The organism is Deminuibacter soli (assembly GCF_003412455.1).
Lineage (GTDB): Bacteria > Bacteroidota > Bacteroidia > Chitinophagales > Chitinophagaceae > Deminuibacter > Deminuibacter soli.
On record NZ_QTJU01000001.1, the window covers coordinates 734,907 to 751,287 of the forward strand.

A 16,381-nucleotide genomic window follows, 5' to 3' on the forward strand; every position below is an offset into this window, starting at 1 on the left:
GTTATTAACTAAGTCCACAGAATGTTTCAGCGGGGCGTAAAGGTTAATGCAAGCGATATGGATTTACGATTTTAAAGGGGCGGGAAAAGAAAATGAAGAGGGAAGCAAAGAATTGCGCCCCTCTTTTTAGCCTGCACCAACAGGCATTGACTAACATTATGCAACTAAACCAAAACCTCTGTTGCTGTAAGGCACCGGAGGTGCGGCATTGCGCCTGTTAGTACAGGTGGTGGCTTTACCGGGTTGCTCATGCCTCCTCCTCCATTAATATGCCACGCTCTACCTCCATGCAAATCAGGTCAAGCCCGTTTGCCCTGAGGGTAAGCTGCCAGTTACGCAGGCGTGAGAGTGGCAACGATACTATATCCAGGTCAATATTTCCCTCTATACGTGTTTCATTGATCACCGGGAGCTGAAGTGTTAACTCCATATCATTAATGAGTGCAGTTAAGGGATGATTGACCATTGTAAAACCTGCCTGGGCAGAAAAAAAGTTGATCGAACCAACCGGGCCTCCCTTCGTCCGCAGTTTTTCCCTTGCCTCGTCTGTTGCAACGAGTTTATAACACAGTATTTTCTTTACCTGAACACGCATAAGGGTACATTGTTGAAACCAGAAGGATAATAGCAAGCCTAATCTACTACAAAGATCAATGCACTGTGAGTGCAAAAACACAACGAATAAAATGAACAGCGGGTGAATTGCTGCGCGGCTATAAAAACGGTTTTAGCAAAGCCGCACCTGCAAAATAGTCTGCCCCGGGGTACAGGAAATCACTTGTTGTGCTGATTAAACTTGTATACATTTGACCTATCCCCCCTTAAGCCCATTTTCAATGCATGCAGAATTTGACATCGACGAATACCTCGCATCTGGTGTAGCCGCCAGGTATGCCCAAAACCTGCTGACGCAGGAGGAGTTAATGCTGTTTGAGCAGCGGTTTAGCCAATACCCCGAACTCCGCAATGCACTGCTGGCCGAACAACTGTCGCTGCTACAGCGTAAAATGAACAGCAGCGTAATACCTGCAGCCGCTATCTGGCAGCAGGTAGAGCAGGCCATGAGCCATTCTGCCAATCCTGTTCACCCGCTTTCTCCTGCCGCAACCACCATTCCCGTATCAGACCGCGATGAAGCCGGCCGTAAATTTAACCGGCAGCTGCTGTGGTTTATACTGATTACACTGGCACTCACGGTTGTTATTGCCCTGCTTTACTTTTTTGTGCTGGTTTAAAAAAGGGCAGCCCTGTTACAGGCTGCCCGGGAACCCAGGACAAAAATGCGGCCCCTGCCCGTTAGGGGTAGGGAGTTATATGCTTATTTATTTTACCCGGTTGCCAAAGCAGCCATACTGATTAACCCAACGCTTTACCTGTGAGCCCGCTACCAGTTAACGCAATGGCACCAGGCGTTTTTTCATGGAAGTAACTGCCAGCCGCAGATGCGTTTTTACTGAATTGATACTGATACCCATTGCCGCTGCGATGTCTGTTTTTTTACGTCGCTCCAGTATGTTTAACCTGAATGCCATGGCCTGTTGCGGTGGCAGCATTTTGTGCGCACGCTGTATAGCCCTGCCAATTTCAATATTTTCTGAAGGATTAACACTCTCCCATTCACATACAGTACCCCGATACTTTTGCAGCATTTCCGTTTGCCGTTTCCTGGAGCGGAGCATGTTGATGGATTCGTTGCGCACACTTCGGAAAAGAAATAATTTCAAACTGCTGTCTACATTCAGGTAATGTTTGCTACGCCAGAAACGCACCAGTACCTCCTGCACCACATCCTGCGCCTCATCCCTGCGCCCCAGCAATTGAAACGCCTCGAACAACAGTATGGGCAGGTAACGGTTATACAACATCCAGAATACGTCTTCCCTGTCGTTTTTCAAGTATTCAATCAACTGTTCATCACTGAGTGACTGCTTGCCTGATTGCATAAAATTTCAGCTGCCTGTTTTGTGTTAAAAATTATATACCGTACGCCGGTTTCTCTTTTCGTTGTAAAACAGAATAGATTGGATTGCTAAGCAATTGATACTTAGTAGAATTTTTCATGATAGGCAGTAAGTGTAGACAGGTACAGGAAAGTACCTTCATTACAACAGGTTACTGCATGCATTTACCATGAAGGTTATTGGATTATTTAGTTAGAATGGCTTCCGTTCACTACATTCAGGAGAATCGTAATTGCTTGACACGCAGTTTGGGAAACCGCCGGAAGAATTATTATGCAGTAAAAGGCGCTGCACCTTGCTGCATCAGGACTGTTTTCGCCAGGTTTATTATCCGTACACAAACGTTTTGCAAACCTTCGGAATAACAAGCGCTTTTTCAAATGTATAAAGCAGTTCTTACATTGTCAAGTATTATTTTGATATATGTAAAATGATCGCTCTAAGCAAGCTTTGTCAAATGACAGCAATATGACAGGCAAACTGTAACAAAAGGGCCTTTCTGCCGTTATTATTGCACGTATCCCGCACTGATTACTGCTATTATCTGCCTTCTAACTGCCTCCGGGATACAACTCCAGCCAAACTAACATGAACATAATTTCTTAATGCAAAAACTGAAAAGTAATGGAAAAACCCATGTTACATGCGTGGAGATGGATTGTGGCAATTTTTGTGTTATTCACTGCCTTTGGATTTTGTTTTGTGTACAACGAGCACACTACCGATAAACCTTTAACAAACACCCGGCAGGCATCCCAGCCTATTGCAACAGACAGCAGCGATGCTGTATTGTACACGGGCCTGCATCTCGATTCACTGGGTCTTAGCAAACAGGCTTTTGATAATGCCATGCATGGGTATAAAACCTTGCAGGCAGCAGGCAAACTGCAAAACGACCAGGTGTTGAGCATCGTGGATTTTAGCCTTCCTTCCTCACAAAAAAGGCTGTTTGTAATTGATCTGAAAAATGCACGCCTGTTATTTAACACGTACGTATCGCACGGCCGTGGTTCAGGTGCAGCATTGGCTACCGAGTTTTCGAACCAGGCCAATAGTTTTAAAAGCAGCCTGGGTTTTTATGTAACCGGCGATACCTATATAGGTCATCACGGTTATTCCTTACGCCTCAATGGCCAGGAAAAAGGCATCAACGACAATGCATTAAGCCGCGGTATTGTAATGCACAGTGCAGCTTACGTTGATTCGCGCATTGCAGCTGCACAGGGCTTTATCGGCCGCAGCCAGGGATGCCCTGCAATTCCTGCAAAAGAACATAAGGCAATTATTGCAGCCATACGAAATGGCAGCTGTTTATTTTTATACAGCGCTGATAAAAAATATGCAGCAAGCTCAACACTTGCACGCAGTAATAATGCGGCATAAAACCAGTACGGTTGCAGCTATATAAAGAGCGCGTCACAGCCTTGCCGTGACGCGCTCTTGTATGTTATGAAAATCGTTGCTATTTTTCGGCCAGTGTGCTGTCTTTTGCAAGTGGGGTTGTAAACATCCGTGCAGCAAGCTTTGCATCATGACCATAAATATCTGCCCTGAACTGCAACGTATTATTTTCATCCATCCATGCGGTATAGTAAGAGATCAGTACAGGCACAGGTTTCTTCAGCTCCACAAATTTTTCCTTGCCGCTGTTCATGGCACTGTCAATGCGCTGTGGCGTCCATTTGGGCATATCCTGCAGTAAGTATTGCGCCATCTTCACCGGGTCTTCCAGGCGTATGCAACCATGACTGTATGCCCGGAAATCTTTTTTAAACAGGTCTTTCTCATTGGTATCATGGAAATAAATATTGAAGCTGTTCGGGAAAAGAAATTTCACTTTACCCAATGCATTCTGTTCGCCGGGTAACTGTCGTATCACCGGCAAACCATTTTGCTCACCCGTAATTTCCATGTGTTTTTCTTCCAGGTAATGTTTGTTCTTTTCCATGGAAGGCAATACCTCGTTGCGGATGATGCTCGGCGGCAAATTCCAGTACGGACTAAACACTATTTCGTTCAGGTTGCCTGAAAACATGGTTGTGCCATGCGCATCTTTACCCACTACCACGTTCATGTCAAAAGCCTTTTTGTTTCCCTCCCATACATGTAATTTAAACTCCGGAATGTTTACCAGTATCAGCCTGTCTTTCGGCGTGGCAGGCACCCAGCGCATGCGATGCATGTTTATCAGCAGCTGTTGAATGCGGCTGAGTACAGGCAGGTTCATTTCCTGCAGCAGGGCATTGCTTACTATGCCATCCGGTGTATGGCCATGTGTTTGCTGAAAAGATTTCACTGCATTCACCAGTGTATCGCTGAATACATCGCTGGTATCATTCCCTGCCAGTTCACCGGTTGCTATGAGGCGTTTTTTAATAAGTGTTACCACTGTTGCATGTGTGCCTTTTACCAGCTTTTTGGGCACTGCAGGAATAGTGTTCCAGCCGCCTTTGTGTGCAATGGCCACATATTTTTCAAGCTCTTTTTTTACGGCACTGTAGGTGTCGTTTACAGCAACATCATTCTTTTCTTTTGATTGAAGAATGGAATCGGCCATTTTCAATACATCCTGTTTTTGCAATGGAATAAACTGCTGAACTACGCTGGCTGCGCTGGTGTTGTACTGGTCATGTACAAACTGTACAAAACGCCGGGTGAGTAACAATTCTGTTTTTACAAAAGAGGCATTGCCGGCTGAAACGCTGAGCGTATCTGATTGCATCAGCTCGTCTACCCGGTCATCCAGTTTTTTGGCACTGCTGTCGGTAACAACCTTGTATAAACTGCGGAAACCATATGCCTGTTCGGTTAACCCATCGCTGGCAAACCAGGCAAATTGCAGGTTGCGCACATTATAGAAATTGCGGATGCCATTGGCGATGGTATCTGATACATGCTGCTGTGCAATAAATTGCTCAATTGCGGCACTATCTAGAAACAGGTCGCTGTAAGCATTTTGTGGCGTAATGGCCAGGTTGCGGGGCAGCAGTTGCTCTTTTTCATCAGCAACCGGCTGCTTTTGTTTGTTGTGGCAGCCTGCCAGCAGTAAAACCGGCAGCGCAATACGCAGGATCATGTTTTTCATACCTGGTATATTTCAAAACACATGCCCGGACGCAGAAGAACTTTAGTGCGCTACGGCGAAATACACTTTATCAGGCAAATAAAAAAGCCACCCGAAAGAGTGGCTTAATTTTTTCGCTCCCGAAACAGGACTTGAACCTGTGACCCTCTGATTAACAGTCAGATGCTCTAACCAACTGAGCTATTCGGGAATCCTTTTTACCGCTGAAACAACTGTTGTTGTATCGTTGGGGTTGCAAAAATAGGAAGTTTTATATTACTACCAAATTATGCAGAACTTTTTTTAAAAATTATATCCAGCCAAATAATCCGGATGCCTCGAATCCAATGTACACGCCATCTTCACGCTCTTCTACTGCAAAAGTTTTTAAATAATATCCTTCGCCACTTACATTACGTCCATTCTTTAAACTGAATTTATAACGGTGTAACGGGCATACTACATTACCTGTTGCATCTATAAAGCCGTCTGCCATTATACCGCCTGCATGCGGGCATTTATACGCTACTGCATACAATGTTTCCCCATGCTGCACCAGTGTCATTGTTTTACCGCCTGCTTCTACTATCGCCATGTCGTTGCTTTGCCATGCAATAGCCGCACGCGAATCGGCCAGCTTGTGCCAGTTTATTTTTTTGCTCATGAATGTTCAATGAAAATTGACTGCTGCCAGCTTGTATAAAAATTAATAGAAATGCTCGGTTTTATAAGGATATCTTATCTGGTACATGGTACGCACTTTTTGCAGTATTACATCGCGCAGCACATCAATATTGCGGCGCTCGGTAGCAGACACAAATACGCAGTTGCCTTCGGTAATATGCTCCCATTTTTCCCGCAGCTCGCGCAGTATATCTTCACGCACTTCAGGCTCCAGCCAGCTGTCAAAATTCCGCTCTTCGTATAAATCCATTTTATTGAAAATGGTGAGTACGGGTTTATCAAATGCTTTCAGCTCCTGTAATGTTTTATTCACTACTCCAATATGCTCTTCATGCTGCGGATGCGATACATCCACCACATGCAGCAATATATCGGCCTCGCGCACTTCATCCAATGTGCTTTTAAAGCTTTCTACCAGGTGGTGCGGCAGCTTGCGGATAAAACCAACGGTATCGCTCAGCAAGAAAGGTGTGTTTTCAAACACCACTTTGCGGGTAGTCGTATCCAGCGTTGCAAACAATTTGTTTTCTGCAAACACTTCGCTTTTGCTCAGCAGGTTCATCAGCGTGCTTTTGCCAACATTGGTATAACCCACCAGCGATACACGGATAAACTCACCACGGTCTTTACGCTGGGTGAATGCCTGCTTGTCTATCTCCTGCAGTCTTTTGCGCAGCAGTGAAAGTTTGTCTTTAACAATACGGCGGTCTGTTTCAATTTCCGATTCACCCGGGCCGCGTGTACCAATACCACCGCCCTGCCTTTCCAGGTGTTGCCACATACCTTTCAGCCGCGGCAGCAGGTACTGGTATTGCGCCAGCTCTACCTGTACTTTGGCCTGTGCAGTACGTGCCCTGCTGGCAAAAATGTCGAGGATAAGGTCGCTGCGGTCAATGGTTTTAACCCCCAGCTCTTTTTCTATATTGGTAATTTGTGAGCCGGTGAGCTCATCATCAAAAATCACCAGGTTCACACCTTTTGCAGCAATATAATTTTTGATTTCTTCCAGTTTGCCTTTGCCCACAAAGGTCTTCCGGTCGGGATGCGGCAGCTTTTGCGTAAACCGCTTTACGGTTATTGCCCCGGCAGTTTCAGCCAGAAATGCCAGCTCATCGAGGTATTCCTGCACCTCTACATCGGTCTGGTTCTTTTGTATCACACCTACCAGTACCGTTTTTTCATCTTCCCGCTCCTGTAATTTTTTCTCTATCAATCGCGCTAAATTTCTGCAAAAATACGTCAAGTATTTGAATGCCCGGTTTTTACCCCGGTTCGGCAGGCAGCAATAAAAAAGCTCCCGGCTATGCAGGGAGCTTTTCTAAAAAATTGACTGTAAATAGCTTATAAACCGCTCAGGGTAATACCAATTGACCATGGGTTAATGGTAGGTCCGGCACTGCTTTTCAGCAGGGAAGTGAGCTGGTACGAGCCATCCAGGGATATAAAACCAATACCCACGCGTCCTGTTACGGCAGCTTTGGTGGTATTAAAATAATGTTTATCCTGCTCTTTTACGATATAACCGGAGCCATAGAGGCTGGCGCCATTTTCATTGATCTGGTTTTTGCCTTTGGTATAGGCTTTCAGTAATAAGCCCAGTTTTAAACCCAGGGATGCTTTAAAACCTTTGTTGGGTTCTTCCACGTTATCAGCGTAACGCAGTTCAAGGGGAATTTCCAGGTAGTCGGTAGCCAGCTTGAACTTCTTAAACTTGTTGTCGCTTGAGTTTTTTGTGTCCGAAAAGGGCATGGTCGTGTTGTTCGATTTGATATCGATAAACACATCATTGAAAAAATAGTTATTTGTACTTAAACCTATACCATAGCCCAGGCTAATGTGCGGGTTGCTTTTGGAAGGTTTATCCAGCATGAAATACACGTTGAAATAACGTGAAAAACCTTTGGGGCCATACACAATATTGGCGCCGCTCCAGTTTTCGTACCCCAGCTGCACCATAAAATGATCGTTGGCACGGTTGCTCAGATCAATCGCCGATTTCTTCAGGTCCCTTTTGCCAGTGGTGCTGGTGTTGTCTGTTGTTTTCTGCTGCGACTTCACATTACCAACGGCAAGGAACAACGCTACTGCCACTAAAATTTTTTTCATCATGCAGTTATTGAGTGTCAATTATAACTTTCTTTTTTTGTTAATCGGACAAAAATAAAAGAAATGCCCTCAGGCATTTGGTTAAAAATATGCCAATTCGCATCAAATGAATTGTTTTTCAAGCACATTTTTACAACTGCGCAGCACAATGAGCCGTGATACTGGCTTTAAAGCATTATTTTGTCCTTGTTTTGAGTACGGTTATCCTATTGGTCGAAAAAAACCAAAATGAATAATAATGAACCGTTTTGCTCAACTGAGTGACTGAAAACTGTGTTATTTTTTCGACCTATTATGAAGAACAAGAACAAATCCAATATGGACACTACTCCTACCATTGTTATAGCCGAAGATGAACCTGGCATGCTGATGCTGCTGGAGCAATGTTTGAAAAACCATGGTTATACTATTTATACTGCGTCTGATGGCAGGGAAGCCCTTCAGCTGATTGAACAACAATCGCCCGATTTGATATTAACCGATATTATGATGCCTTTTACATCCGGGCTCGATTTAATCGGTATCGTTCGCTCTTCTACCCAGTTTACCCATATCCCGATTATTGTATTATCGGCCATCGAAGAAGAATCTACCGTTATGCAGGCTTTTCACCTGGGTGCCGATGATTTTGTAACCAAACCTTTTGCCCCCAACGAGCTGTCTATACGGGTACGCCGCCTGCTGGCCAATTACCGCCATTCGAGTGAACCGGCAGCATTTGCCTAGCGCTATCCTGTTAATTAACATACTGCGGTTTGCTATTGCGGCAGGGCTTAGTACTTTTGTGTAATTAATCATTGCTGCTTACCAATATCCTGCGCCGTATGAAAATTTTAGTTGCCGAAGAGGAGCCATTGATGCTTAAAACCCTTCAGCTTAAATTAAAGAAAGAAGGGCATGAAGTATTTGGCTGTGCTGACGGGCGTTTCGCTCTTGAGGCCATCCAGCACCTGTTGCCCGATCTCGTAATTACCGATACCAACCTGCCCCATCTCTCGGGTCTTCAGCTGATCAGTGCTGTTAAATCGATCATCCAGAAAAAAATTCCTGTAATTGTTGTCTCAGCCAGTGCGCAGGACGATATGATTGCAGACGCCCTGGATCGCGGCGCTGCTGATTATATTGTAAAGCCATTCAGTCTTGCCGATATCGCACAAAGAATTAAAAAGTTCATCGCCCGCTGATTCAGTCGCCACCCTGTACCTTTGCGCGGTATAAATAAGGTATACCCGTGCAAAAATTACTGATCATAGACGATGAAGAAAAGCTGAGAACCCTGCTGTCGCGTATCCTGCGACTGGAGGGCTACCAGGTTTTAGAAGCAGGCACTGCTGCCCAGGGACTGAAGTTGCTGGACAGGGAAGAGCCTGCGGTTGTGCTGTGCGATGTAAAATTGCCGGATGCCAATGGCGTGGAGCTGATACCCTCGCTGCTTAACGGGCGCGCTTACCTGCAGGTGATTCTGTTAACCGCCTATGGCAATATTGCCGATGGTGTACAAGCCATCAAAAACGGCGCCTTTGATTACATTACCAAGGGCAACGACAATGAAAAAATTATTCCCCTCGTTGCACGTGCTTTTGAAAAAGTACAGCTGCAGCAACGCATACGCGACCTGGAAAAACAGGTATCCAAAAAGTACAGCTTTGCCGGTATCATCGGCAAATCGCCCGAAATAAAACGCGCCATAGAACTGGGCAAAAGGGTAAGCGGCACCGATGCCACGGTATTGCTGATGGGTGAAACCGGCAGCGGCAAAGAAGTATTTGCACAGTCTGTTCACTACAACAGCAAACGCGCGCAACAGCCTTTTGTAGCCATTAATTGCAGCGCTTTTAGCCGCGACCTGCTTGAAAGTGAAATTTTCGGCCACAAAGCCGGCGCATTTACCGGGGCATTGAAAGATAAAAAAGGATTGATTGAAGAAGCCAGCACCGGCACGCTGTTCCTCGATGAAATAGGTGAAATGCCCGTTGAACTGCAGGCTAAACTGCTGCGTGTACTGGAAAGCAAAACATTTATAAAAGTAGGCGATACCAAAACAATAGAAGCAGATGTGCGCATTATTGCCGCCACCAACCGCCAGCTTGAAACAGAAGTAAGCGAAGGGCGCTTCAGGGAAGACCTGTTTTATCGCCTCAACGTATTTACCATTATCCTGCCTTCTTTAAATGAACGCCGGGAAGACATTCCTTTGTTTGTTGATTTTTACATGCAGCAACTCGGCGCCAAACTGGGCAAAAATATTACGGGAATTGACAAACAGGCCCTGCAGCAGTTGCAGGCGCACAACTGGAAGGGCAATATCCGTGAATTGAAAAATGTGATAGAGCGTGCCTGCATACTGGCCGATACACCGGTACTTACGGTAGACAGCCTGCCGTTTGAGTTTCAGCACGTACCTGCGCCCGGCAATTCAGGCAATGGCAATTTTCTGTCGGCTTTTGATTTGGCCAGCGTTGAAAAACTGCACATTCAACGCGTGCTGAACCATACCAGGGGCAATAAAACAGAAGCGGCCAAACTGCTGAATATTGGTCTTACCACTTTATACCGCAAAATAGAGGAATACCATATTACACTTTAACCATGCCGTTTTTAATGGTGTACAGTACCAGCCCTACGCGTGAAGTGGTGTTGAGTTTTTCAAACAGGTTGCAGCGCAGTGCCTCAACAGCCCTGGGAGTGATAGACATATCTGAAGCAATTTCCTTGTACGATTTTTCGGTACAGCAAAGTTTCAGGAACTCCGTTTCCCTGAAGCTCAGCTGCACATCGGCCATCTCCTGGTCGTTTTTATTGATAAGGTGAACCAGTTTGCCGGTTACCAGTTCATTTAAACAGAAGCCTTTGTTCACCACATCGTACAGGGCGGCGCGCAACACTTCGGGTTTGCTGTCTTTTAAAATATAGCCTTTGGCGCCATTGCGCAGCATGCGGATAATGGCGCTGTCATTGTCCATCATCGATAAAATAAGCACCTTGGTATCGGGATAATGTTCTTTTATCCAGCCGGCGGTTTCAAAGCCGTCCATTTCGGGCATGGTAATATCGAGTAATACAATATCAGGCACCCCGTGTATTTTGAGCTGGGATATAAAATGCCGCCCGTTATCGGCTTCAAACAATACATTGTAATCGCCGAAACTGTTGATCACAGCCATCAGGCCACTGCGCAACAGCGCATGATCATCCACTAAAGCCACCTGAATCATAACGCAGTAGTATTAGAAGTTTGTTGTAAACAAATGTTTACCTGCGTTCCATTGCCCGGGGAGGAGTGAATTTGTAAGGTTGCATTGATCAGGTGGGCACGCTGCTGCATGCTTTTTAAACCAATGCCTGTTTTCTTTTCATCGAGACAATCCATATCAAACCCAACGCCGTTATCCGCAATGGAAATGCAGGTTTTTTCCTGCGTGGTGGTAATATTTACCGCCAGCAGGCTCGCTTTCGCATGTTTCAGGCAATTATTGAAAATTTCCTGCACCATACGAAATACCACGATAGTCTGCTCGTCATTTACCAGTACCTCATTTTCATCATAAGATAGCCGGGTTTGGATTGAAAGGGTTTTTCCTAGTAGCTTTAATTCATTTTCTATGGCTGTTACCAGCCCCAGATCGGTGATTTTTTCACCCAGTAAACTTTTGCTCAGATCGCGCAGATCGGCGATGGCTTTTCCAAGCAGCTGTTCTGTTACATCGAGCTGCTCGTTACTGCCCACTGTTGTGTGCAGAATATTTAAATTGAGTTTGGCCAGGCTGAGCACCTGGCCAATATTATCATGAATTTCCTGGCTGATGTTGCGAAAAGTCTGCTCCTGTATTTCCAGCTGCGCCTGCAAAATCACCTGCTCGTACTGCACCTTTAAATTAAACATCTCTTTCTGGTGCAGAATACGCCTTCTGTGTAACTGCAGAATAAACAGGTAGAAAAACACCAAAAAGAATACCAATACAGCAGAAGCTACAATAATGACCGTATCTGTGTATTGGGGCGCTTGTAACATAAAAGTCCGATAGATATCATCGCGAATTTAATGAATATAGCAATAACGTTTACAGTCAAAACATTTAGAGATTGTTCCTGCAGCTTTTGTGTAAGGAAATAGCGGTAAGATGCCATTGCCAGCAAGCTGATGGTACAATAAACCAGGAAGGCACTTACAAACCAAAAGATGGGTAATTTCTGGAAGTAAAGGATTTTGTCTGATTTTGATAAGTCAAACAAAAAATACATACTATAAATAATTATTATAAGATATGCATATCCCGATGCAATGCTGTTAAACGTATTCCATGGCTCCCAATATACGATATCAATTACGCAAAACAATGTACTGGGTATGTTGATTAACCAAAACTGCCTGGAGAAATTTTGCCCGGTGATGGCCCTGGCTATGATAAATACCACGAACATCAATTCTATCCAGTTGGCAAAATGATACAGCACAAGATTGTTGATATAGAACTTTCCCAGCACATTGGTACAACCATACAACAATATATTATAGATGAAAAAGTAAAACCAAACCCTGTCTTTTTTATCAATATCCTTCCACAGTATAATGTACAGGATGAGACAAAGCAAGGGCATATAGGTATCGTTGTATGATAATACTTTAAACATATTGCTGTTTAGTTAAGAAAATTCGATTTGCCACAGTTTGAAGGGCAGGGAGAACCACCCTGTGAACCTCCATCCTGTGCGCCGTTACCTGTGGCTGGACCTTTACCTTTGGGCATTTCTTCAGGAATACCGTAGTCGTCGAGCTGGTCAGTTGCTTTATTTTTCACACAACCTACCATGATAGGCCGGGGTACCATTACACCTTTTTTCATTTCAGCACCAAAGTAAATACGGATACCATCCATTTTTTTACCATCCTGTTTCAGCAAAGCTTCAATTTCTTCCCTGGTAAAAGTGTAGGCCCTTGGTGTACTTTTAGGGAGGTCTTTGATGTGTTCTTTGTAAGCAGCAATCAGCTTCGCTGCTTTTTTTAAGTCAATGCTCATGATTGGTCAGTTTTTTAGTGTATTGATTATTTGATTTAGCAAGTGTCACAACGGGCAAATTAACCATTCGCATCATCACCAGCAACCGTTAATTGCACATTTCTTGTCCGTGAAAAAACACATTGGCTCTTTCGTGTAAATTTAGTATGGCATTCAGCAGGCACTCATACCTTTATACCGTATTAAAATTTATGAAGCATGAGCAAATTAAGCCAGCTCGCTGAAACCCTTATCGGTTCTGAAATTGTGCGTCTTGGTAATGAAATCAATGACCGTATCCGCAAAGGCGAAAAAATTTACAACTATACCATCGGGGATTTTGACCCTGCCGTATTTCCCATTCCCAAAGAACTGGAAACGCTGATTATAGATAGCTACCGGCAACACTATACCAATTATCCGCCTGCCGATGGCCTGCTCGAGTTACGTGAAGCAGTTGCCACCTTTATCAAACAGGGGGAAAACATTGATTATGCTCCCAACGAAATACTCATTGCAGCCGGTGGCCGCCCGCTTATTTACACCATTTTTAAAACCCTGGTGAATAAAGGCGATAAAGTAATTTATGCAGTGCCCTCGTGGAACAACAATCACTACGTGCATTTAACCGATGCACAGCATTGCCTGGTTGATGCCACGCCCGAAAACAATTTTATGCCCACCGCGGCAGACATTGCCCCGCATATACCGGGCGCTGCGCTTGTTTGCCTGTGCACGCCGCAAAACCCAACCGGCACTACTTTACCCAAAGCCGAGCTGGAAAAAATATGTGACCTGATACTCGCCGAGAATGCGCGCGGAAGTGCAGACGAAAAAAAACTGTACCTGCTGTACGACCAGATGTACTGGACCCTTACCTATGGCGATACGCAACACTACAACCCCATTACCCTGCGCCCTGAAATGAAACAGTACACGGTATTTGTAGATGGCATGTCAAAAGCGTTTGCAGCTACCGGTGTACGTGTTGGCTGGTCGCTGGGCCCTGCTGCCGTTATTGCACGCATGAAGGCCCTGCTCAGCCACCTTGGCGCATGGAGCCCGATGGCCGAACAAAAAGCCGCCGCCAAATACCTGCTGCAGCATGAGCAGATTAAAACCTACATGCAGCATTTTAAACAGGAACTGGAAACCAGGCTCCGGCTTATTTACCAGGGATTTGTTCACCTGAAAGAGAAAGGTTACCGGGTAGATGCGGTAGCGCCGCAGGCCGCCATATACCTTACCATTCGCCTTGACCTTGCCGGTTTAACCGCACCGGGAGGGCAGCAACTCAATAACCAGGCTGATGTTACCGCATACATTTTAGACAAGGCTAAGCTGGCTGTAGTGCCTTTTTATGCTTTTGGCGCCGGTAAGCAATCGCCCTGGTACCGCCTCAGCGTAGGCACCTGCAAAAAAGAAGAAATCAGTGAAATGCTCGGCAAGCTGGAAGAAGCACTGGCTATGTTGCAATAGCGACAACAGGCTGTTCTTATAACAACAAAGGCCACCCATGGGTGGCCTTTGTTGTTATAAATTTATTTTATCAGTTCTTATTATTCATAAAAACGAACGGTTTTAATACGCGCTGCCCTGCAACCCGCAAAATCTGGTAGGGCTTCGATAGTATCTTATGGCGGGAAATGTCAATCACTTCGTTTGCCACACAAAATACTTCCATACTTTCTGCGTGATACAGCAGTTCATGCAGCAATTCAACTTCATGTTCCAGTTCCCTTGCGTTAAGGGTTCCGTTTTTAGTTAAAACAAGCAAATCTCTGTTTGGGGAGCGCATACAACACCGTTTACTTCTTTGTTAAAATCCTATCCTACTATGCCTCTTCGCGCCGGACACCCGCACCTGTTTTTGCTCGCAGAGCCGCAGGATGCAAATACCACAGTCAGGATCAACAATATAAGAATAGTTTGGTTTACCTTTCGCCTCATATAAGTTTTCTAAATTAAGAATTTATTACTGGATTTTTTTTCTAAAAAAAGGTGCTGAACAAAAAAATTAACATACCAACCGTGCTGGTAGCACCGCTTGATTGGGGGCTTGGCCATACCACCCGTTGCGTTCCCATCATCCGCCAATTACAACATCATGGTTATAAGGTAATTGTAGCAGCAGAAGGCCCTGCCCTTTTCTTACTGCGGCAGGAGTTTCCCGGAATTGATTACCTGGAACTGAAAGGTTACCGTATACAATATGCTAAGTATAAACGCCTTTTGCCCCTGAAAATTTTGCTGCAGTTACCCAAAATTTTCTTTGCTATCCGTTATGAGCACCGCTGGCTGCAACAGAAAATAAAGGAATTACCTGTTCAAATGGTGATTTCCGACAACCGTTACGGTTTGTGGAGCAAAGCAATACCCTCCATTTTTGTAACGCACCAGCTGCAAATTCAAACACCTTTTACATGGTTAACGCGATTTGTCCAAATCCTTAACTACCGCTATATACGTCATTTTAACACTTGTTGGGTGCCCGATACGGCCGGGAGCTTTAATGTTGCCGGCAATCTTTCTCACCCGCAGGTGCTGCCACGCGTACCGGTAGTGTACACAGGGTTACTCTCCCGGCTGCAAACCCTACCCCTGCAGGGTGCTGCGATGCGTTACCGCTGGTTGTTCCTGCTCTCCGGACCAGAACCGCAACGCTCGCTGCTGCAACAAAAACTGCTGCAGCTTGCCGCTGAAATGGATGAAAATGTGTTACTGGTATTAGGCAGGCCTGGAAGTACCGCAGTAACGCAGGGGCCGGCCAACTGCACGGTGATTAATCATTTAAGCAGTGAAAACATGCAACAGGCTTTTGCCGGTTGTGATTTTGTGCTCAGCCGTTCTGGTTATACCACGGTAATGGAATTGCTGTTGCTGCAGAAAAAAGCATTACTGGTACCTACACCCGGCCAAACCGAGCAGGAATACCTTGCCGGTCATTTGCAACAGCAACAATGGTGTTACACCTGCACACAAAACGAACTTACTATTGAGCAGCTGCATGCCGCAACGCAGTTCCATTACCAGCTGCCTGCCTTTACCAGTACAGGGCTCGATGAGGCCATACAGGCTATGCCTTGGGATAATCAAAAAACCAGAACCGCTTAACTGCCGTTTGAAAATCTTTCCAGTCAGTGATGTCTGTCTGCACGGCAAATATGGCGCAGGTGGGCATATCGTCTATGCGGGTAGACGGCGTAAGTGTATTCACGAAATCGGTAATGCCAGGATTGTGCGAGAAAATGGCAATGGTATCGAAAGCATTATCTGCCCCTTTCACTACATCATAAAATACAGGCACGCCTGCATGGTACAGTGCCGGCACACGAATAATGGCGCTGTGGGCCACCTGGTAGGCATCTGCAAAATAACCCGCCGTGGAAAAAGCCCGGTTGGCAGTGCTGGCAATAAAAGCATCGATAACGATGTTTTTCTTCAGCAGGCGACTGGCCATTTCCGGCGCGTCCCTATGACCTCTTGCATTGAGCGGCCGGTCAAAATCCTTTTGTTCAGTATTGTCCCAGCTGCTTTTGGCATGCCGTATAACGAGCAGTGATTTCATA

Annotated in this window: 18 protein-coding genes and 1 tRNA gene; 7 read left to right on the top strand and 12 right to left on the bottom strand. The window is 45.3% G+C overall.

The window, feature by feature from the left end; all coding sequences use genetic code 11:
• Positions 1-247 precede the first annotated feature (247 nt).
• Positions 248-595 (bottom strand): hypothetical protein, encoded by a 348-nt coding sequence (locus DXN05_RS03080; RefSeq protein ID WP_116845729.1) that lies wholly within the window; start codon positions 593-595, stop codon positions 248-250.
• A 241-nt stretch (positions 596-836) separates the two neighbouring features.
• Here DXN05_RS03080 and DXN05_RS03085 point away from each other — a divergent pair, with 241 nt between their 5' ends.
• Complete coding sequence (locus DXN05_RS03085) at positions 837-1,235, top strand: hypothetical protein (RefSeq protein ID WP_116845730.1); 399 nt, start codon at positions 837-839, stop codon at positions 1,233-1,235.
• A 156-nt stretch (positions 1,236-1,391) separates the two neighbouring features.
• Here DXN05_RS03085 and DXN05_RS03090 read toward each other — a convergent pair whose 3' ends face one another.
• Complete coding sequence (locus DXN05_RS03090; RefSeq protein ID WP_116845731.1) at positions 1,392-1,943, bottom strand: RNA polymerase sigma factor; 552 nt, start codon at positions 1,941-1,943, stop codon at positions 1,392-1,394.
• A 642-nt stretch (positions 1,944-2,585) separates the two neighbouring features.
• Here DXN05_RS03090 and DXN05_RS03095 point away from each other — a divergent pair.
• Entirely contained in the window at positions 2,586-3,344 is a 759-nt protein-coding gene (locus tag DXN05_RS03095) for a murein L,D-transpeptidase catalytic domain family protein (protein WP_211329966.1), read from the top strand.
• Positions 3,345-3,423: 79 nt separating this feature from the next.
• Here DXN05_RS03095 and DXN05_RS03100 read toward each other — a convergent pair whose 3' ends face one another.
• The 5 genes from DXN05_RS03100 to DXN05_RS03120 all read right to left on the bottom strand — a co-directional run bounded on the left by DXN05_RS03100 (position 3,424) and on the right by DXN05_RS03120 (position 7,815).
• Positions 3,424-5,046 carry a L,D-transpeptidase family protein gene (locus tag DXN05_RS03100; RefSeq protein ID WP_116845732.1) on the bottom strand — a complete coding sequence of 541 codons (1,623 nt, stop codon included), beginning with the start codon at positions 5,044-5,046 and terminating at the stop codon, positions 3,424-3,426.
• Positions 5,047-5,162: 116 nt separating this feature from the next.
• Positions 5,163-5,236: transfer RNA gene (locus DXN05_RS03105), tRNA-Asn, on the bottom strand.
• Between the two features lie 99 nt (positions 5,237-5,335).
• Positions 5,336-5,689, bottom strand: coding sequence for a Rieske (2Fe-2S) protein (locus DXN05_RS03110; protein WP_116845733.1), 354 nt, complete (start codon positions 5,687-5,689; stop codon positions 5,336-5,338).
• Between the two features lie 42 nt (positions 5,690-5,731).
• The gene (gene hflX, locus DXN05_RS03115; RefSeq protein WP_116845734.1) at positions 5,732-6,922 is read right to left on the bottom strand and encodes a GTPase HflX; all 1,191 of its coding nucleotides are present in this window, start codon (positions 6,920-6,922) and stop codon (positions 5,732-5,734) included.
• Positions 6,923-7,050: 128 nt separating this feature from the next.
• The gene (locus DXN05_RS03120; protein WP_158559109.1) at positions 7,051-7,815 is read right to left on the bottom strand and encodes an outer membrane beta-barrel protein; all 765 of its coding nucleotides are present in this window, start codon (positions 7,813-7,815) and stop codon (positions 7,051-7,053) included.
• A gap of 294 nt (positions 7,816-8,109) precedes the next feature.
• On the opposite strand from DXN05_RS03120, the gene DXN05_RS03125 reads away from it, so the two are divergent.
• The 3 genes from DXN05_RS03125 to DXN05_RS03135 all read left to right on the top strand — a co-directional run bounded on the left by DXN05_RS03125 (position 8,110) and on the right by DXN05_RS03135 (position 10,402).
• Positions 8,110-8,541: a response regulator gene (locus tag DXN05_RS03125; RefSeq protein WP_245975107.1), complete on the top strand. Its 432-nt coding sequence runs from the start codon at positions 8,110-8,112 to the stop codon at positions 8,539-8,541.
• 98 nt (positions 8,542-8,639) lie between these two features.
• Complete coding sequence (locus DXN05_RS03130; protein WP_116845736.1) at positions 8,640-8,999, top strand: response regulator transcription factor; 360 nt, start codon at positions 8,640-8,642, stop codon at positions 8,997-8,999.
• Positions 9,000-9,046: 47 nt separating this feature from the next.
• The gene (locus tag DXN05_RS03135) at positions 9,047-10,402 is read left to right on the top strand and encodes a sigma-54-dependent transcriptional regulator (RefSeq protein WP_116845737.1); all 1,356 of its coding nucleotides are present in this window, start codon (positions 9,047-9,049) and stop codon (positions 10,400-10,402) included.
• Here the strand turns inward: DXN05_RS03135 and DXN05_RS03140 are convergent.
• The 4 genes from DXN05_RS03140 to DXN05_RS03155 are packed head-to-tail and all read right to left on the bottom strand — an operon-like array spanning position 10,392 to position 12,833.
• Positions 10,392-11,030, bottom strand: a complete 639-nt coding sequence (locus tag DXN05_RS03140; protein ID WP_116845738.1) for a response regulator transcription factor — start codon at positions 11,028-11,030, stop codon at positions 10,392-10,394. The genes DXN05_RS03135 and DXN05_RS03140 overlap by 11 nt on opposite strands.
• A complete protein-coding gene (locus tag DXN05_RS03145; RefSeq protein ID WP_116845739.1) occupies positions 11,027-11,827 on the bottom strand; it encodes a sensor histidine kinase in 801 nt (266 codons plus the stop codon). Before DXN05_RS03145 ends, DXN05_RS03140 begins: the two co-directional genes overlap by 4 nt.
• Entirely contained in the window at positions 11,785-12,447 is a 663-nt protein-coding gene (locus DXN05_RS03150; RefSeq protein ID WP_116845740.1) for a hypothetical protein, read from the bottom strand. The genes DXN05_RS03145 and DXN05_RS03150 overlap by 43 nt, the downstream gene beginning before the upstream one ends.
• Positions 12,448-12,455: 8 nt before the next feature.
• Positions 12,456-12,833 (bottom strand): hypothetical protein, encoded by a 378-nt coding sequence (locus tag DXN05_RS03155; protein WP_116845741.1) that lies wholly within the window; start codon positions 12,831-12,833, stop codon positions 12,456-12,458.
• 198 nt (positions 12,834-13,031) lie between these two features.
• Between DXN05_RS03155 and DXN05_RS03160 the strand changes: the two genes are divergently transcribed.
• Together DXN05_RS03160 and DXN05_RS03170 are read left to right on the top strand one after the other, a co-directional pair.
• A complete protein-coding gene (locus DXN05_RS03160) occupies positions 13,032-14,291 on the top strand; it encodes a pyridoxal phosphate-dependent aminotransferase (protein WP_116845742.1) in 1,260 nt (419 codons plus the stop codon).
• A gap of 522 nt (positions 14,292-14,813) precedes the next feature.
• Positions 14,814-15,926, top strand: a complete 1,113-nt coding sequence (locus DXN05_RS03170) for a glycosyltransferase (protein WP_116845744.1) — start codon at positions 14,814-14,816, stop codon at positions 15,924-15,926.
• Here the strand turns inward: DXN05_RS03170 and DXN05_RS03175 are convergent.
• Entirely contained in the window at positions 15,889-16,380 is a 492-nt protein-coding gene (locus DXN05_RS03175) for a SixA phosphatase family protein (RefSeq protein WP_116846377.1), read from the bottom strand. The genes DXN05_RS03170 and DXN05_RS03175 overlap by 38 nt on opposite strands.
• Position 16,381: the final 1 nt, after the last annotated feature.

What these genes read in the sequence shown, in the direction of transcription:
- DXN05_RS03080 (WP_116845729.1), bottom strand. Translation starts at nt 595, where the DNA reads ATGCGTGTTCAGGTAAAGAAAATACTGTGTTATAAACTCGTTGCAACA.
- DXN05_RS03085 (WP_116845730.1), top strand. Translation starts at nt 837, where the DNA reads ATGCATGCAGAATTTGACATCGACGAATACCTCGCATCTGGTGTAGCC.
- DXN05_RS03090 (WP_116845731.1), bottom strand. Translation starts at nt 1,943, where the DNA reads ATGCAATCAGGCAAGCAGTCACTCAGTGATGAACAGTTGATTGAATAC.
- DXN05_RS03095 (WP_211329966.1), top strand. Translation starts at nt 2,586, where the DNA reads ATGGAAAAACCCATGTTACATGCGTGGAGATGGATTGTGGCAATTTTT.
- DXN05_RS03100 (WP_116845732.1), bottom strand. Translation starts at nt 5,046, where the DNA reads ATGAAAAACATGATCCTGCGTATTGCGCTGCCGGTTTTACTGCTGGCA.
- DXN05_RS03110 (WP_116845733.1), bottom strand. Translation starts at nt 5,689, where the DNA reads ATGAGCAAAAAAATAAACTGGCACAAGCTGGCCGATTCGCGTGCGGCT.
- DXN05_RS03120 (WP_158559109.1), bottom strand. Translation starts at nt 7,815, where the DNA reads ATGAAAAAAATTTTAGTGGCAGTAGCGTTGTTCCTTGCCGTTGGTAAT.
- DXN05_RS03125 (WP_245975107.1), top strand. Translation starts at nt 8,110, where the DNA reads ATGAAGAACAAGAACAAATCCAATATGGACACTACTCCTACCATTGTT.
- DXN05_RS03130 (WP_116845736.1), top strand. Translation starts at nt 8,640, where the DNA reads ATGAAAATTTTAGTTGCCGAAGAGGAGCCATTGATGCTTAAAACCCTT.
- DXN05_RS03140 (WP_116845738.1), bottom strand. Translation starts at nt 11,030, where the DNA reads ATGATTCAGGTGGCTTTAGTGGATGATCATGCGCTGTTGCGCAGTGGC.
- DXN05_RS03145 (WP_116845739.1), bottom strand. Translation starts at nt 11,827, where the DNA reads ATGTTACAAGCGCCCCAATACACAGATACGGTCATTATTGTAGCTTCT.
- DXN05_RS03150 (WP_116845740.1), bottom strand. Translation starts at nt 12,447, where the DNA reads ATGTTTAAAGTATTATCATACAACGATACCTATATGCCCTTGCTTTGT.
- DXN05_RS03155 (WP_116845741.1), bottom strand. Translation starts at nt 12,833, where the DNA reads ATGAGCATTGACTTAAAAAAAGCAGCGAAGCTGATTGCTGCTTACAAA.
- DXN05_RS03160 (WP_116845742.1), top strand. Translation starts at nt 13,032, where the DNA reads ATGAGCAAATTAAGCCAGCTCGCTGAAACCCTTATCGGTTCTGAAATT.
- DXN05_RS03175 (WP_116846377.1), bottom strand. Translation starts at nt 16,380, where the DNA reads ATGAAATCACTGCTCGTTATACGGCATGCCAAAAGCAGCTGGGACAAT.